Annotated in this window: 13 protein-coding genes; 11 read left to right on the top strand and 2 right to left on the bottom strand. The window is 68.4% G+C overall.

The genetic code is table 11. From position 1 onward, the window contains the following. Nucleotides 1-47: 47 nt before the first annotated feature. Nucleotides 48-668, bottom strand: a complete 621-nt coding sequence (locus EGK76_RS06185; protein WP_123832084.1) for a TetR/AcrR family transcriptional regulator — start codon at nt 666-668, stop codon at nt 48-50. 216 nt (nt 669-884) lie between these two features. Between EGK76_RS06185 and ndk the strand changes: the two genes are divergently transcribed. The 11 genes from ndk to EGK76_RS06130 all read left to right on the top strand — a co-directional run bounded on the left by ndk (nt 885) and on the right by EGK76_RS06130 (nt 11,728). After that, entirely contained in the window at nt 885-1,310 is a 426-nt protein-coding gene (gene ndk / locus EGK76_RS06180) for a nucleoside-diphosphate kinase (protein WP_123831985.1), read from the top strand. 11 nt (nt 1,311-1,321) lie between these two features. Next, nucleotides 1,322-2,494: a 23S rRNA (adenine(2503)-C(2))-methyltransferase RlmN gene (gene rlmN, locus EGK76_RS06175; RefSeq protein ID WP_255409774.1), complete on the top strand. Its 1,173-nt coding sequence runs from the start codon at nt 1,322-1,324 to the stop codon at nt 2,492-2,494. Continuing rightward, on the top strand, nt 2,475-3,293 hold the full coding sequence (pilW, locus tag EGK76_RS06170) for a type IV pilus biogenesis/stability protein PilW (protein ID WP_233580175.1): 819 nt from the start codon (nt 2,475-2,477) through the stop codon (nt 3,291-3,293). Before rlmN ends, pilW begins: the two co-directional genes overlap by 20 nt. Continuing rightward, entirely contained in the window at nt 3,290-4,120 is an 831-nt protein-coding gene (locus EGK76_RS06165; protein WP_123831983.1) for a helix-turn-helix domain-containing protein, read from the top strand. Before pilW ends, EGK76_RS06165 begins: the two co-directional genes overlap by 4 nt. A 105-nt stretch (nt 4,121-4,225) precedes the next feature. Continuing rightward, nucleotides 4,226-4,858 (top strand): tetratricopeptide repeat protein, encoded by a 633-nt coding sequence (locus tag EGK76_RS06160; RefSeq protein WP_096298242.1) that lies wholly within the window; start codon nt 4,226-4,228, stop codon nt 4,856-4,858. Continuing rightward, a complete protein-coding gene (bamB, locus tag EGK76_RS06155; RefSeq protein WP_123831982.1) occupies nt 4,858-6,078 on the top strand; it encodes an outer membrane protein assembly factor BamB in 1,221 nt (406 codons plus the stop codon). Before EGK76_RS06160 ends, bamB begins: the two co-directional genes overlap by 1 nt. A 114-nt stretch (nt 6,079-6,192) precedes the next feature. Beyond that, nucleotides 6,193-7,605, top strand: a complete 1,413-nt coding sequence (gene der / locus EGK76_RS06150) for a ribosome biogenesis GTPase Der (RefSeq protein WP_123831981.1) — start codon at nt 6,193-6,195, stop codon at nt 7,603-7,605. Between the two features lie 25 nt (nt 7,606-7,630). Then, nucleotides 7,631-8,227, top strand: a complete 597-nt coding sequence (locus EGK76_RS06145; RefSeq protein ID WP_123831980.1) for a molybdenum cofactor guanylyltransferase — start codon at nt 7,631-7,633, stop codon at nt 8,225-8,227. Then, a complete protein-coding gene (gene glp / locus EGK76_RS06140; protein ID WP_123831979.1) occupies nt 8,205-9,461 on the top strand; it encodes a gephyrin-like molybdotransferase Glp in 1,257 nt (418 codons plus the stop codon). The genes EGK76_RS06145 and glp overlap by 23 nt, the downstream gene beginning before the upstream one ends. A 50-nt stretch (nt 9,462-9,511) precedes the next feature. Further along, on the top strand, nt 9,512-10,642 hold the full coding sequence (gene moeB, locus EGK76_RS06135; protein WP_123831978.1) for a molybdopterin-synthase adenylyltransferase MoeB: 1,131 nt from the start codon (nt 9,512-9,514) through the stop codon (nt 10,640-10,642). Between the two features lie 87 nt (nt 10,643-10,729). Continuing rightward, the gene (locus EGK76_RS06130; RefSeq protein WP_158613457.1) at nt 10,730-11,728 is read left to right on the top strand and encodes a DUF2272 domain-containing protein; all 999 of its coding nucleotides are present in this window, start codon (nt 10,730-10,732) and stop codon (nt 11,726-11,728) included. A gap of 259 nt (nt 11,729-11,987) precedes the next feature. Here the strand turns inward: EGK76_RS06130 and acnA are convergent, their stop codons facing one another. Continuing rightward, the gene (gene acnA, locus EGK76_RS06125) at nt 11,988-14,741 is read right to left on the bottom strand and encodes an aconitate hydratase AcnA (RefSeq protein WP_123831976.1); all 2,754 of its coding nucleotides are present in this window, start codon (nt 14,739-14,741) and stop codon (nt 11,988-11,990) included. Nucleotides 14,742-14,828: the final 87 nt, after the last annotated feature.

Here is a 14,828-nt window from a genome sequence, read left to right as displayed (position 1 = left end):
CTCCATCCCTTTGTTTCGAAAGAAATCCGGCATGGCCGGACTGACAGTCAGGCGCGAAACCCAGCGGCCGCGAACGCGATGAGCTCGTTGGCGATGCGGGTGCGGTGCGCGTGTTCGGTGGTGCCCGGCGGGCGTTTGATCAGCCCGAAATCGGCCATTGCATAGGTCAGGGCGCCGGCGAGGAAGTCGAGGCGTCCATAGAGCTCGGCCTTGCCGAGCGAGGGCAGGCACGGCGCCAGCGCCGCCGCGAACTCCCGTGGCACATGGCCATACTGCTCGGACAGGAACTTGCGCAGCGCGTCGTTCTTCTCGACATAGGCCCGCGCGATCACCCGGACGAAGGCGCCGCTGCCGGCGCGGCCGCTGGCCATGTCCAGGGCGGGCTCCACGAACGCAGCGATGATCGGCTCGATCTCGCCCGGGGCATCGGCGATGGCGCGCCGGAGCTGGGCCAGGCGCTGCGCGCTCATCTCGTCCATGCGGCGACGGAACACCTCGTTGACGAGGTTCTCCTTGCTGCCGAAGTGATAGTTGACCGCGGCGATATTGACGTCCGCGCGCCCGGTGACCTGGCGCAGCGAGGTGCCGGCGAATCCATGGGTGGCGAACAGTTCCTCGGCCGCGCCAAGGATCTTGTCTTTGGTGGAGAACTGGGCCGTTCTCGTCATGTCGGTATCGGCTCGATCAAACGCTTGTTTGGATCCTAGGCCCAGGGCGACTGACGCGTCAATGACCGGTCTGGACGGCGCGGCTGGGTAAGTGCCGGCAGATACGTTAGAATCGCCGCAGCCTTGTTGGCTAAACCCGCGTTTTGGCGCGGGTTTTTCCATGCAGATCCGGCCGCTGCCCACGCTGCGGCCCTCATCATTTCCGGAGAACACCAGATGGCGCTCGAGCGCACCCTGTCCATCGTCAAGCCCGACGCCGTTGCCAAGAACGTGATCGGCGAGATCTACACCCGTTTCGAGAAGGCGGGCCTGAAGATCGTGGCCGCCAAGTACAAGCAGCTGACCCGCGAAGAGGCCGAAGGCTTCTACGCCGTGCACCGCGAGCGTCCGTTCTTCAATGCGCTGGTCGAGTTCATGACCTCCGGCCCGGTGATGATCCAGGCGCTGGAAGGCGAGAACGCCGTCGCCGCGCACCGCGATCTGCTGGGCGCCACCAATCCCAAGGACGCCGCGCCGGGTACGATCCGCGCCGACTTCGCTGACTCCATCGACGCCAACGCCGCCCACGGCTCGGATTCGGTCGAGAACGCGCAGACCGAGATCGCGTACTTCTTCAAGAACGACGAAGTCGTCTCCCGCTGAGGGATGCCATCGTGACCGAGGTCGCCATCGACGCCACCGTCGCCAAGCAGAACCTGCTCGACCTCGACCGCGAGGGCATGGAGCGCTTTTTCGCCGAGACCCTCGGCGAAAAGCGTTTCCGCGCCCACCAGATCATGAAGTGGATCCACCACCGGTACGTCACCGACTTCAACGACATGACCGACCTGGGCAAGGCGCTGCGCGCCAAGCTCGAGGCGCATGCCGAAGTCCGCGTGCCGCAGGTGCAGTTCGAAAAGCCATCCACCGACGGCACCCACAAGTGGCTGCTGGCGATGGATGGCAAGAACGCCATCGAAACAGTGTTCATTCCCGACAAGGGGCGCGGCACGCTGTGCGTGTCGTCGCAGGTGGGCTGCGCGCTCAACTGCCAGTTCTGTTCCACCGCGACCCAGGGCTTCAACCGCAACCTGTCGACCGCCGAGATCATCGGCCAGGTCTGGGTGGCGGCGCGGCACCTGGGCAATATTCCGCACAAGCAGCGCAAGCTCACCAATGTCGTGATGATGGGCATGGGCGAGCCGCTGATGAATTTCGACAACGTCGTGCGCGCGATGAGCATCATGCGTGACGACCTCGGCTACGGGCTGGCGAACAAGCGGGTCACGCTGTCGACCGCCGGCGTGGTGCCGATGATCGACAAGCTCGGCGAGGTCAGCGACGTGTCGCTGGCGGTTTCGCTGCACGCGCCGACCGACGCGCTGCGCACCGAGCTCGTACCGCTCAACAAGAAGTACCCGATCGCCCAGCTGATGGACTCGTGCGTGCGCTACGCCGAACGCAAGCGCGGCGCGTCGGTGACCTTCGAGTACACGCTGATGAAGGACGTCAACGACCAGCCCCAGCACGCCCGCGATCTGGTGCGGCTGATGCGCGACTTCGACAACCGCCTGCAGATGAAGGACGCGGCGAAGGTCAACCTGATTCCGTTCAACCCGTTCCCGGGCACCCGGTACGCGCGTCCCGATGACGCGGCGATCCGCCGCTTCCAGAAGCTGCTCAACGAATCGGGCCGGATCGCGCCGGTACGTCGTACCCGCGGCGACGACATCGATGCGGCCTGCGGACAGCTCAAGGGCCAGGTGGCCGATCGGACGCGGCGCCAGGCCGAGCATCTCAAGCGCCTCGACGCGCAGGGCGGTTCCGGTGCCGACGCGGCTGCCTGAGGCAGTCCTGCTCGCCCTCTGCGTGCTGGCCACGGCCGGCTGTTCGCGCCTCGACTTCGTCAAGCCCAGTGGCAAGGGCGACTACCGCTCCGAAGCACGCACCTACAACATCAGCGGTACCCCCGAGTCGCGCCGCAATGAGGCGGCCCGCAACGAGCTCGCCCTTGCGCGGCGCGCGTACGACACTGGGGATCTGAAGACCGCGGCGTCATCGGCCCGCGCAGCGCTGCGCAGCGAAGCGGTGGCGGCGGATGCGCATACGCTGCTGGCGGTGATCGAGGATCGACAGGGGCAGGGCGCGAAGGCGGGCAGCCACTATCGGGCCGCGGCCGAGAGCCAACCTGTTCGCGGCGCCTATCTGAACAACTATGGCGTCTGGCTCTGCAGCAACGGCCGGGCCGCCGAGGCGCTGTCGTATTTCGACACGGCGGTGCGGGATCCCGGCTATGGCGACCCGTCGGGTGCGCTGGCAAATGCCGGCGTCTGCGCGATGACCGCAGGTGACCTCGACCGCGTCGAGCGCGATCTGCGCGCCGCACTTGAGGTCGATCCGGTCAACGTGGTCGCGCTCGATGGGATGGCCCGGTATCTCGAAGCGGGGCAGCGTCATTTCGAGGCGCGAGCTTTTTCGCAACGACTGCTTGCCGCGGCACCTGCAACTGCGGCAGCATTGCAGCTGGCGGCTCGCATCGAGACCGCCCTCGGCGATTCAGGGGCCGCCGAACGTTACCAGCGACGCCTCCGGGACGATTTCCCGGCCGCGCCGTACCTCCAGACCAGGGAAACGAATCCGCCATGAGTTCTTCGCACCAGACCTTGCCAGCGTCATCGCCTGGGGTCGGAGAGCAGCTGCGCGATGCGCGCATGGAGGCGGGCCTGACGGTCGCGGAGGCCGCGACCCGCCTGCGCATGCAGATCCGGGTGGTCGAGGCGCTGGAAGCCGGGAACTGGGCGCGGCTGGGCGCGCCGGTCTTCGTGCGGGGCCAGCTGCGCAGCTACCTGCGCCTGCTGCAGCTGCCGCAGTCACTCGCCGATACCGTGCCTGATGCCGTGTCCGCCGAGCCGCCGGCGCTGACCCCTCGTACCTACACTCCGCCGATGCAGCGCATGCTCGACAAGGCCATGGGTCGCGCGGTTTATGTCGTGATCACCGCGTTGATCGCGGTGCCGGTCTGGGTGGCCACGCGGACCCATGTCGACGACCGCCGCCCGGCCGAGATCGCTTCGCTCGGGCTCGGGGACGCCGAGGTCGGGCAGGCGCAGCGTTCCGTGCGTCCGACGCCGGTGACCGCCTCGCTCGGTGCGATGCCCAAGCGCAATCGCGCCGAGCCGGCCCCCGAGGAGGTCGGGCCCACGGCCGGGTCGGAGCTGCTGCTGCGTTTCAGCGGCGACAGCTGGCTCGAGGTCATCGGCCACGATGGCAAGCAGCTCGAACAGACGCTTGTCCGGGCGGGCCAGGAGCGGCGCTTCGCCGTCGGCTCGGTAGCCCGCGTCAAGCTGGGCAACGCCAGCGCCGTTGACGTGTTGCATGACGGGAACGTTCAGGATCTGTCCCGGTTCCAGCGGGCCAACGTGGCGCGCTTTGCGGTATCCTCCGACGGCGCACTGGCGCCTGTGTCCGAGTAATCCGGACCGGCTGCCTCCGCGTTCGGGACCACCGCTTCGACGCGTGGTCCCGCGATCATTCTTTCCTCAGTTTGACCCGCCTTCCAAGGCGGGCGTAGAGACCATATGGCGATTGACGAGTTGCTGGACGAGCGCGAACAGGGGGAGCGGGTCAAGGCCTGGCTTCGCGACAACGGTCTGGGACTGGTAGGCGGCGTCGTGGTCGGAGCCGCGCTGTTCGGCGGTTATCACTACTGGCAGGACAGGGCCCATGCCGCGGCCGTGGCCCAGCATGCGGCCTACCAGAGCACGCTGCTGGACATCCGTTCGGGCGATCTCGACAAGGCATCGCAGACGCTGGCCGGGCTGCCGGACAGCGCATACAGCGAACTGGGCGCATTGCAGCTGGCGAAGGCGCAGGTCGAGAAGGGTGATCGCGATGCTGCGATCGCGACGCTCGAAGTGGCCGATGGCGCCCAGCCGGGCGTGGCGGCGGTGGTGCAGCAGCGCCTCGCGCGCCTGCTGATCGATGCCGGTCGCGGGGAAGATGCGCTCAAGCTGCTCGCCGGTGCCAGCGACGCGGTCTCGCTGGAAGCCCGGGGCGATGCCCATTTCGCCCTCCATCAAACCGAACAGGCCCGCGCGGACTACGCGCAGGCTCTGCGCGAGCTCGACAGCGCCGCCCCCCAGCGTGGGCTGCTCGAGCTCAAGCTTTCCGAAGTCGGCGGTACGCCGGACGAACCCGAGGTTGAATCCTGATGATCGAACAGATCGCGCGCGACGCATTCCCCCGCGCCCCGGCCCGCCTTGCGCGGATCGCGGCGATCGCGCTCTGCGTGATGACCGTGACCGGTTGCAGCACCGTGCGCGGCTGGTTCGGAAACAGCGAGAAGGCACAGGCCAAGGCCCTGTCGGAACCTGCACCGCTGACCGATATCACGCCGTCGGTCACCGTGTCGCGACTGTGGTCGGCGAACGCGGGCAAGGGCGAGGGCCGTCTGGGCGTACGCCAGGGGCCGGCGGTTGCCGACGGCCGGGTCTACGTCGCCGCGATCAAGGGCGGCGTGCGCGCATTCGACCTGCAGACCGGCGCATCGGTCTGGCAGCACCCCTCCGACCTGCGCCTGAGCGGCGGTCCGGGCGTGGGCGACGGCCTGGTCGTGGCCGGCAGCCTGGACGGCGAGGTGGTTGCGCTCGATGCCGCTACCGGCGCCGAGCGCTGGACCGCGAAGGTCAACAACGAGGTCATCGCCGCGCCGACGATCGGCCAGGGCGTGGTGCTGGTGCGCTCCAACGACGGGCGCATCACCGCATTCGACGCCGCCACTGGCGAACGTCGCTGGTTCTGGGTGCGTGAACTGCCGTCGCTGAGCGTGCGTGGCAACGACGCGCCTGCGCTCGGGCCGGGCTTCGTCTTCGTCGGCAACGACGACGGCACGCTGACCGCGTTGTCGCTGGCCGATGGTCGCGTCCTGTGGGAGCAGGCCATCGCCCAGCCGGACGGCCGCACTGAACTCGAGCGCATGTCCGACGTCGATGGCACCCCGGTGCTCGACGACGCCGTGCTGTTCGCTAGCAGCTACCGGCACCGCACGATGGCGCTGGAAGGCCCCAGCGGCCGCCCGCTTTGGGTCAGCGAGCACGGCGGTTCCAATCGCCCGGCGCTGGCGCCCCAGCGGCTGGTGGTGACCGATGCCGACGGCACGGTGTGGGGCCTCGACAAGTACAGCGGCACCGCCGCGTGGCAGCAGCCTGCACTGGCGCGTCGCAATCTCAGCGGCGCGGCGATCCAGGGCGACTATGCGGTAGTCGGCGATTTCGACGGATACCTGCACTGGTTGCGCCTGGATGACGGTAGTTTTGCCGCGCGTCAGCGCGCCGGTCGTGATCCCATCCGCGGCGCGCCGGTCGTCTCCGACGGCATCCTGGTCGTCCAGAACACCGACGGCGACGTCACTGCCTGGCGTCTGGCCCAGTAAGCCAGCCGCAGATGCGACAATGACGGCCCCGGGCAGCCATCTGCCCGGGGCCGTGTGCTTCTGGGCCCGCCCGGGCGCACGCTTTTCCAGCCCCATTCGAACGGAACACGCCGCATGCTTCCCCTCGTCGCCCTCGTGGGCCGCCCCAACGTCGGCAAGTCGACGCTGTTCAACGCGCTGACCCGTACCCGGGACGCGCTCGTCCATGATGAGCCGGGGGTCACGCGTGACCGCCACTACGGCATTTGCCGGCTCAACCCCGATGCGCCGTTCGCCCTGGTGGACACCGGCGGCATTGCCGGCGAGAACGTCCATCTGGAAAGCGAGGGCCTGGCCGGACCGACCGCGAAGCAGTCGCGCGCCGCGGCTGCGGAGGCGGATCTGGTGCTGTTCGTGGTCGACGGCCGCGAGGGCGCCTCGGCGCTCGACGACGAGATCCTGCGCTGGCTGCGCAAGATCGACAAGCCCACCTTCCTGGTCATCAACAAGACCGACGGCCTGGATTCGCGCGCGGCCGAGGCGGAGTTCTCGCGCTACGGCTTCAGCGACGTGCATGCGATCTCGTCCTCGCACCGGCACGGCATCGACGAGTTGGTCGACGAGATCCTCGAACGGTTGCCGGAAGTGGGCACATCCGAGCAGCTCGACAGCGATCCCGACCGCATCCGCGTCACCTTCGTCGGTCGCCCCAACGTGGGCAAGTCGACCCTGGTCAACCGCATCCTCGGCGAGGAGCGGATGATCGCCTCGGAAGTCGCCGGCACCACGCGCGATTCGATCGAGGTCGATCTCGAGCGCGACGGACGCAAGTACCGTCTGGTCGATACCGCCGGCATCCGCCGCAAGTCGAAGGTCGACGAGGCGGTGGAGACGTTCTCGATCATCAAGACCCTGCAGGCGATCGAGCACTCGCAGGTGTCGGTGGTGATGATCGACGCCAGCGAGGGCGTCACCGACCAGGACGCCAGCGTGCTCGGCGCGGTGCTCGATTCCGGCCGCGCGCTCGTGGTCGCGGTGAACAAGTGGGACGGCCTGAGCGATTACCAGCGCGAACAGACCGAGGCGCTGCTCTCTCGCAAGCTGGCCTTCGTGCCGTGGGCCGAAACGATCCGCATCAGTGCCAAGCACGGCTCGGGCCTGCGCGAGCTGTTCCAGGCGATCCACCGCGCGCACGCGTCGGCCAACTACAAGTTCGGCACCGCCGAGGTCACCAAGGCGATCGAGATCGCCTACGAAACGAATCCGCCGCCGGTCGTGCGCGGCCATGCGCCGAAGATGCGCTTCGCGCATCCGGGCGGGGAGAATCCGCCGACGATCATCGTGCATGGCAACCGCCTGCGGACGCTGCCCGACAGCTACAAGCGCTATCTGGAGAACTTCTTCCGCAAGCGTTTCAAGCTCGTCGGCACGCCGGTGCGCCTGCTGTTCCGCGAAGGCGACAATCCGTTCAAGGACAAGAGGAACGTGCTGTCGGATCGCCAGTTGGCGAAGAAGAAGCGGCTGATCCGCCACGTCAAGCGCAAGTGAGGCGGGCTCGGGGCATTCGGCCGCGATGACGTCGCCGCCGCTCGCACCGGTATTTCCCGAGGTCACCATCGGCATCCTTGCCGGTGGCCGTGCCTCGCGCCTGGACGGACGTGACAAGGCTTGGCTGCAGCGTGGCGGGGTGCCGCAGATCCTGCGCTGGCAGCGCCGGCTCGCCGCGCAGGGTGGTGCCTTCCTCGTCAGCGCAAACCGCGACCTGCCGCGCTATGCCGCGCACGGGCTCGACGCAGTGCCGGACCGGATCGCCGATGCCGGACCGATGTCCGGGCTCGATGCGTTGGCCGGCGCCGCGGGCACGCCATGGCTGATGACGCTGCCGGTGGACCTGATCGAGGTCAACGACTGCCTGCTGCGCACGCTGATGCATCACGCCGGCACGCACGGCGCCTTCGCCTGCGATGCCGACGGTGTGCAGCCGCTGGTCGCGTTGTGGAATGTGGCCGCGCTGCGCGCAGGTGCAGGGCACGCGCTCGCATCCGGCGATCATGCGGTGCGCAATCTGCAGCAGGCGCTCGGCATGAAGCGCGTGGATTTCCACGGTGTACGCTTCGGCAACCTCAACACGCCCCAGGATCTCGATGATGCCGGTATCGCCCCCGACTGACGCTCCGACGGTCGATTTCCCGTTCCGGATCAGTTTTGGAGAAGCGGTCTCGATCGTCGACGCGGTGGCGGTCGAGCGCCGGCTGCAGCCGCAGACGCTGTCCCTGTCGCGCGCACATGGACACGTGCTGGCGCGCGACGTGATCGCCACGATGGCCCAGCCCCCGTTCGACAACTCGGCGATGGACGGCTTCGCGCTGCGGCATGAGGATCTCTCGCCCGAGGGCGCGCCGACGCGGCTGCGCCTGGCCGGCGAGCAGTTCGCTGGACCCGATGCGGCGCTCGCCGTGGAGGCGGGTACATGCGTGCGCGTCACCACCGGCGCGCCGATGCCATCCGGTGCCGATACCGTGGTGATGAAGGAGAACACCTCGCTCGAGGGCGACACGGTCATCGTCCAGGTCGCACCGAGGCCCGGGCAGCATGTGCGCCGCGCCGGCGAGGATTCGAACATCGGCGATCTGCTGCTGCGTGCGGGCGATGTGCTGACCCCCGCGCGGATCGGCCTGGCCGCCTCGCAGGGGCTGGCCCAGCTCGAGGTCGTGCGGCGGCCGACGATCGCGGTGTTCGCGACCGGCGACGAGCTCGTCGAGCCGGGCATGTCGCTCGGTCCCGGGCAGATCTACAACTCGAACCGCGATCAGCTGATGGCGTTGCTGCGCGCCGAAGGTCTGGAGCCGGTCGCGTTCCCGACCCTGCCCGATGACGCTGCGCAGGTCACCTCCGCGCTGCGCCACGCCGGAGAAGCCTTCGACCTGGTGCTGACCTGCGGCGGCGTGTCGGCGGGCGAGAAGGATCTGCTGCCCGAACTGCTGCAACGCCGCGCTCGGGTGCGGATGTGGAAAGTCATGATGAAGCCGGGCATGCCCGTGCTGCTGGCGGAAGGCGGCACGCTCGGCCCGGCCCTGTTCCTGTGCCTGCCCGGCAATCCGGTGTCGGTACTGGCGACCTGGCTCGCGCTCGGCCGTCGCCTCGTGGACGGCCTGCAGGGCAGGGCGCCGCATCCGCTCCGACGGGCGCGCCTCGCGTCGGACTGGTCCAAGCGCCACGAGCGGCTGGAACTGCTGCGCGGACGCTGGTGGATCGATGCCGAAGGCGTTTCCCGGGTCGAGCCCAACCCTGCCGACGGGTCGCACCGGATGCAGGCGGCCGCCGACTCGGACGTGCTGATCGTGCTCGACGCCGGTGCGCGCGACTACGACGCCGGCACGGTGGTCGAGGTCCTGCAGTACTAGGCACACCGCCGGGCGGCCGCCAGGGCCGCCGTCTGCGCGATAATCGCGGCATGCCCGTCCAAGAACTCACGCCGGCGCAGGCCCGGCAACGCCAGCAGCAGGGCGTGCGCCTGATCGATGTGCGCGAGGCGCACGAGCGGGCGACGGGCATGGCCGAGGGCGCCGAAGGCGTCGACCGCAGCACTCTGGAAGCCGCGCCGTTGGCGCATGCCCCGGATCTGCAGGCGCCGCTGCTGCTGATCTGCCAGAGCGGGCGTCGCTCGCTGCAGGCTGCGGAAACCCTGGCGGCGCTGGGCTATGCGGACGTCGCGTCCGTCGCGGGTGGGACAAGCGCCTGGCAGGCCGACGGCCTGCCGACGGTGCTGCCCGAGGGCGACGTGGACCTCGACTTCCACGAGCGCTACTCGCGGCACCTGAAATTGCCGGAGATCGGGCTGGCGGGACAGCGGCGGCTGGGCGAAGCGTCGGTGCTGATGATCGGCGCCGGCGGCCTCGGCTCGCCGGCGGCGTACTACCTCGCCGCGGCCGGCGTCGGCACCCTGCGGATCGCCGACGACGACGTGGTCGACCGCAGCAACCTGCAACGGCAGATCCTGCATGCCGAAGACCGGATCGGCCAGCCCAAGGTGCAGTCGGCAGCCACGACGCTCGGCGCATTGAATCCACGCACGCGCATCGAGCCGGTGGCCGAGCGGGTGACCAGCGCGAACGTCGAGCGCTTGCTCGATGGAGTGGACCTCGTGCTGGACGGCGCCGACAACTTCCCGGTGCGCTATCTGCTCAACGACGCCTGCGTGCTGCACCGCGTGCCGCTGGTCTACGGCGCCGTACACCGCTTCGACGGCCAGGTCAGCGTGTTCGATGCCGGCCGTCACCGTGGCCAGGCGCCGTGCTACCGCTGTCTGTTCCCCGAGCCGCCGCCGCCCGGGGCCGCGCCCAGTTGTTCGGAGGTCGGCGTGCTCGGCGTACTGCCGGGCGTGATCGGCCTGCTGCAGGCCACCGAGGCGCTGAAGCTGTTGCTCGGCATCGGCGCGCCCCTGACCGGGCGCCTGCTGCAGTTCGACGCGCTGCAGATGCGGTTCCGCGAAACACGGCTGTCGCCCGATCCCGACTGCCCGGTCTGCGCGCCCGGTCGCGCGTTTCCCGGGTACATCGACTATGCGGCCTTCTGTGCCGGCTGAGACACGGACCCGGCCTTCACATGGGGCTGGGGCAGGATGCTCGCGGCCGCGCCAGCCCGCGCGGAACGGATGCACCCGATGCGCTCCATGAGTCGATTGTTGTTGCTTGCCTTCCTGCTGTTGGCCGCGCCGCTCGCCGCGCTCGCGACCGATCCCTGCCCCTGGCTGCGTGACCAGATCCATGCCACGGATCCGGCGACCCGCCTGGCGGCTGCGGCGTGCGAGGAACACCAGCTGTGGTATCGCCCCTTCATCGATATCGAAGGACGCTACGCCGGTACGGCCGTGCGCGAAGCCGATGCCACGCCGCTGGCCAACGGCGAGCAGGCCTGGCGCCGTGTCGCCGGCTACTGGCGCGGCACCGATCAGCTCTCCCAGTTGATGCAGCGCCCCGGCGCTGTCGATTGCATGTACGCGTCGTACAGCGATCAGCCCTCCGCCGGCTGCCGCAGCTTCCTGATGGACGTGCCGTGGTCGGCAGCGTTCGTGTCCTGGGTGGCGCGCCGCGCAATGCTGCCCGGGTTCCGCGGCTCGCCAAGCCACATCGACTACGTGCGCGAGGCCTTTCGCAATCCCGAAACCAGCGCATATCGCGTCGCCCATCCGGTGACAGCGCGGCCGGCGCGCGGCGACATGCTCTGTTACGTGCGGCACGCGGACCGCATCTTCGGCTTTCGCGGGCTGGCGCAGCTGCTCAGCAGCGATGACGGTGGACTCGGCATGCATTGCGACATCGTGGTCGGGGCCGGGAACGGGCAGGCGCAGCTGATCGGTGGCAACGTCCTCGACGCGGTGAGCATGCGGCTCTTGCCGCTGACCGCGGGGGGGCAGTTCGCGGGTCTCGCGCAACGCGCGCTCGACGATCCATCGTGCAGTCCCGACGCACTGGTCTTCTGCAATGCCAACCGCCAGGACTGGGCGGTGTTGCTGCAGTTGCGGCCCGCGGGCGAGCTCGCGGGATTGGTGCCATCGATGGGACTGTATGGGGTGCCGTCGCCGATGCCGGCTACGCCAGGCCCGCAGCCGGCGCCGTGCTGCGTCGAATGCAGTGCGGGCGACAGTTTGCCGCGGTGTCCGGGCACCTGACCGCCCCCGTGCCGCCTACGCGGCGTTCAAGTGGCGCCCGGGGCGCAGCTGGACAAGGAAACGGCCCGCCATGTGCGGGCCGTCTTCTTGCCGGGTGGTTGGATCCTTTGGACCGCGCACCCGTGACCGCTGCGGCCGCAGCACCTCTCTCAGAGGGCCATGACCGGTGCGGCAGCATCGATCGCGCGGCGAAACCACGCGGTCGCCGGACGCCCGGCGTGCGCGCCGGGCCGTCCGCCGCTGTCACTCGCGGCCTTGCCTACTTCTTCGCCGCCAGCTGCCGCAGCACGTAATGCAACAGGCCGCCATGCCGGAAGTATTCGACCTCCTTGGGCGTCAGCAGCAGCACGTCGACCTCGAAGCGGATCTCGGTGCCGTCGGCCCTGGTGGCGACGATCTGCGCACGCCGGGCGTTGCCGTTGTCGAGACCGGTGATGTCGATCGTCTCCGAGCCGTCGAGGCCGAGACTCTGTGCATTCTGGCCTTCGCGGAAGCGGCAGGGCAGCACGCCCATGCCGACCAGGTTCGAACGGTGGATGCGTTCGAAGCTCTCGGCGATGACCGCCTTGATGCCGAGCAGGTTGGTGCCCTTGGCTGCCCAGTCGCGCGAGGAGCCGGTGCCGTATTCCTTGCCCGCGAACACCACCAGCGGCACGCCGTCGGCCTTGTACTTCATCGCGGCGTCGTAGATGGGCATTTTCTGCGGTTCGGCGCCGGCGCCGAAGTACAGCGTGTTGCCGCCTTCCTCGCCACCGAAGAACAGGTTCTTGATGCGGATGTTGGCGAACGTACCGCGCACCATGACGTCGTCGTTGCCGCGGCGTGAGCCGTAGCTGTTGAAATCCGCCGGCTGCACGCCGCGTTCCTGCAGGAAGCGTCCCGCGGGCGAATCCTGCTTGATGTTTCCCGCCGGCGAGATGTGATCGGTAGTGATCGAATCCCCGAAGAGCCCCATCACGCGCGCGCCGTGGATGTCGTCGATGGTGCCGACCTCCATGGTCATGCCATCGAAGTAGGGTGGGTTCTTGATGTAGGTGGAGGCGGCATCCCACTCGTAGAGCTCGCCGTCGGGCGAATCGACCGCGTTCCAGCGGGCATCGCCCTTGAACACGTCGGCATAGTTTTTGGCGAACATCTCCGGACCGATCGTCCTGGCGATGAAGTCGCCGATTTCCTTGTTCGAAGGCCAGATGTCGCGCAGATACACCGGCTTGCCGTCCGGGTCCTTGCCCAGCGGATCGTGGGTCAGATCGATGTCGACGGTGCCGGCAATGGCGTAGGCCACGACCAGCGGCGGCGAGGCGAGATAGTTCATCTTCACCTCGCCGTGGATCCGGCCCTCGAAATTGCGGTTGCCCGAGAGCACCGACGCCACAGCGAGATCGTTCTCGGCGATGCCCTTGGAGACGGCTTCCGGCAACGGGCCCGAATTGCCGATGCAGGTGGTGCAGCCGTAACCGACGACGTAGAAACCGAGCTTCTCGAGATGGTCCATCACCCCGGCCTTCTTGAGGTAGTCGGTGACCACCAGCGAACCGGGTCCAAGCGAAGTCTTGACCCATGGCGCGGCCTTCAGTCCCCTGGCCGCGGCGTTGCGCGCCAGCAGGCCGGCACCGAGCATCACCGCCGGGTTGGAGGTGTTGGTGCACGAGGTGATCGCAGCGATGACCACCGAGCCGTCGGTGAGCTCGTGCTCGGCTTCTTCGAGCGTGATGGTGGAGGCCGGCCGGGCGGCCAGGCGCTCGGCCTGCGGCTGGCCGCCGCCTTCCTTCACGAAGCGGTCGATCTGCGGATCGCGGGCGGCGTCGCGGCGTGCAACCAGCGCACCGACGTTGTCACGGAAGTTCCGCTGCATGTTTTCCAGCAGCACCCGGTCCTGCGGCCGCTTCGGGCCGGCCAGCGAGGGGCGTACCTCACCCATGTCGAGTTCCAGCACGCTGCTGTACTCCGCTTCGGGCATGCCGGGCTCGTGCCACAGCTGTTGCGCCCTGGCGTAGGCCTCGACGAGCGCGATCTGCTCTTCGCTGCGGCCTGACAGGCGCAGGTAATTCAGCGATTCCTGGTCGATGGGGAAGATGCCGCATGTCGCGCCGTATTCGGGCGCCATGTTGCCGATCGTCGCGCGGTCGGCCAGCGGCAGGTGCTGCAGACCTTCGCCGAAGAACTCGACGAACTTGCCGACCACGCCATGCTTGCGCAGCATCTCGGTGACGGTCAGCACCAGATCGGTGGCGGTCGCGCCTTCGGGCAGGCGGCCCGTGAGCTTGAAGCCCACCACCTGCGGGATCAGCATCGACGAGGGCTGGCCGAGCATCGCGGCCTCGGCCTCGATGCCGCCTACGCCCCAGCCCAGAACGCCGATGCCGTTGATCATCGTGGTGTGCGAGTCGGTCCCGAACACGGTGTCGGGATAGGCCCAGCTGCCGTCCTCGCGCTCGGCGGTCATCACCACACGGGCGAGGTGCTCGAGGTTCACCTGGTGGACGATGCCGGTATTGGGCGGGACGACCTTGAAGTTGTCGAAGGCCTTCTGCCCCCAGCGCAGGAAACCGTAACGCTCCATGTTCCGCTGGAACTCGATCTTGCCGTTGAGGTCGAGCGCATCGGGACGGCCGAACACGTCGACCTGGACCGAATGGTCGATCACCAGCTCCGAGGGAATCAGCGGGTTGATCTGCTCCGGGCGCCCGCCAAGGCGCACGACCGCATCGCGCATCGCGGCGAGGTCCACCACGCAGGGCACACCGGTGAAGTCCTGCAGCACCACGCGCGCGGGCATGAACGCGATCTCGGTGTTGGAGTCGTTGCTCGGGTCCCACTTCGCCACGGCTTCGATGTGCTGCGCGGTGACGGTCTCGCCGTCCTCGTGGCGGAGCAGGTTCTCGAGCAGGATCTTCATCGAGTAGGGCAGGCGGGTGATGTCGAACCGCTTGCCCAGCGCAGGGAGGCTGGCATAGGCGTAACGACGGCCGCCGACATCGAGGTCGGCACGCGTGGTGAAGGAATCGGTCATGCGGAAGCTCCTGTCGCGGGTTGCTGGCGGTGATCGGATCAGCCGGTGTCTGGCATGCGTGGTGCGCCGAAAATCCATTGATCTGGC

This window comes from Luteimonas sp. 100069 (assembly GCF_003813845.1).
In the GTDB taxonomy this organism is placed as follows: domain Bacteria; phylum Pseudomonadota; class Gammaproteobacteria; order Xanthomonadales; family Xanthomonadaceae; genus Luteimonas; species Luteimonas chenhongjianii.
This window is presented reverse-complemented; position numbering and strand designations above follow the sequence as displayed.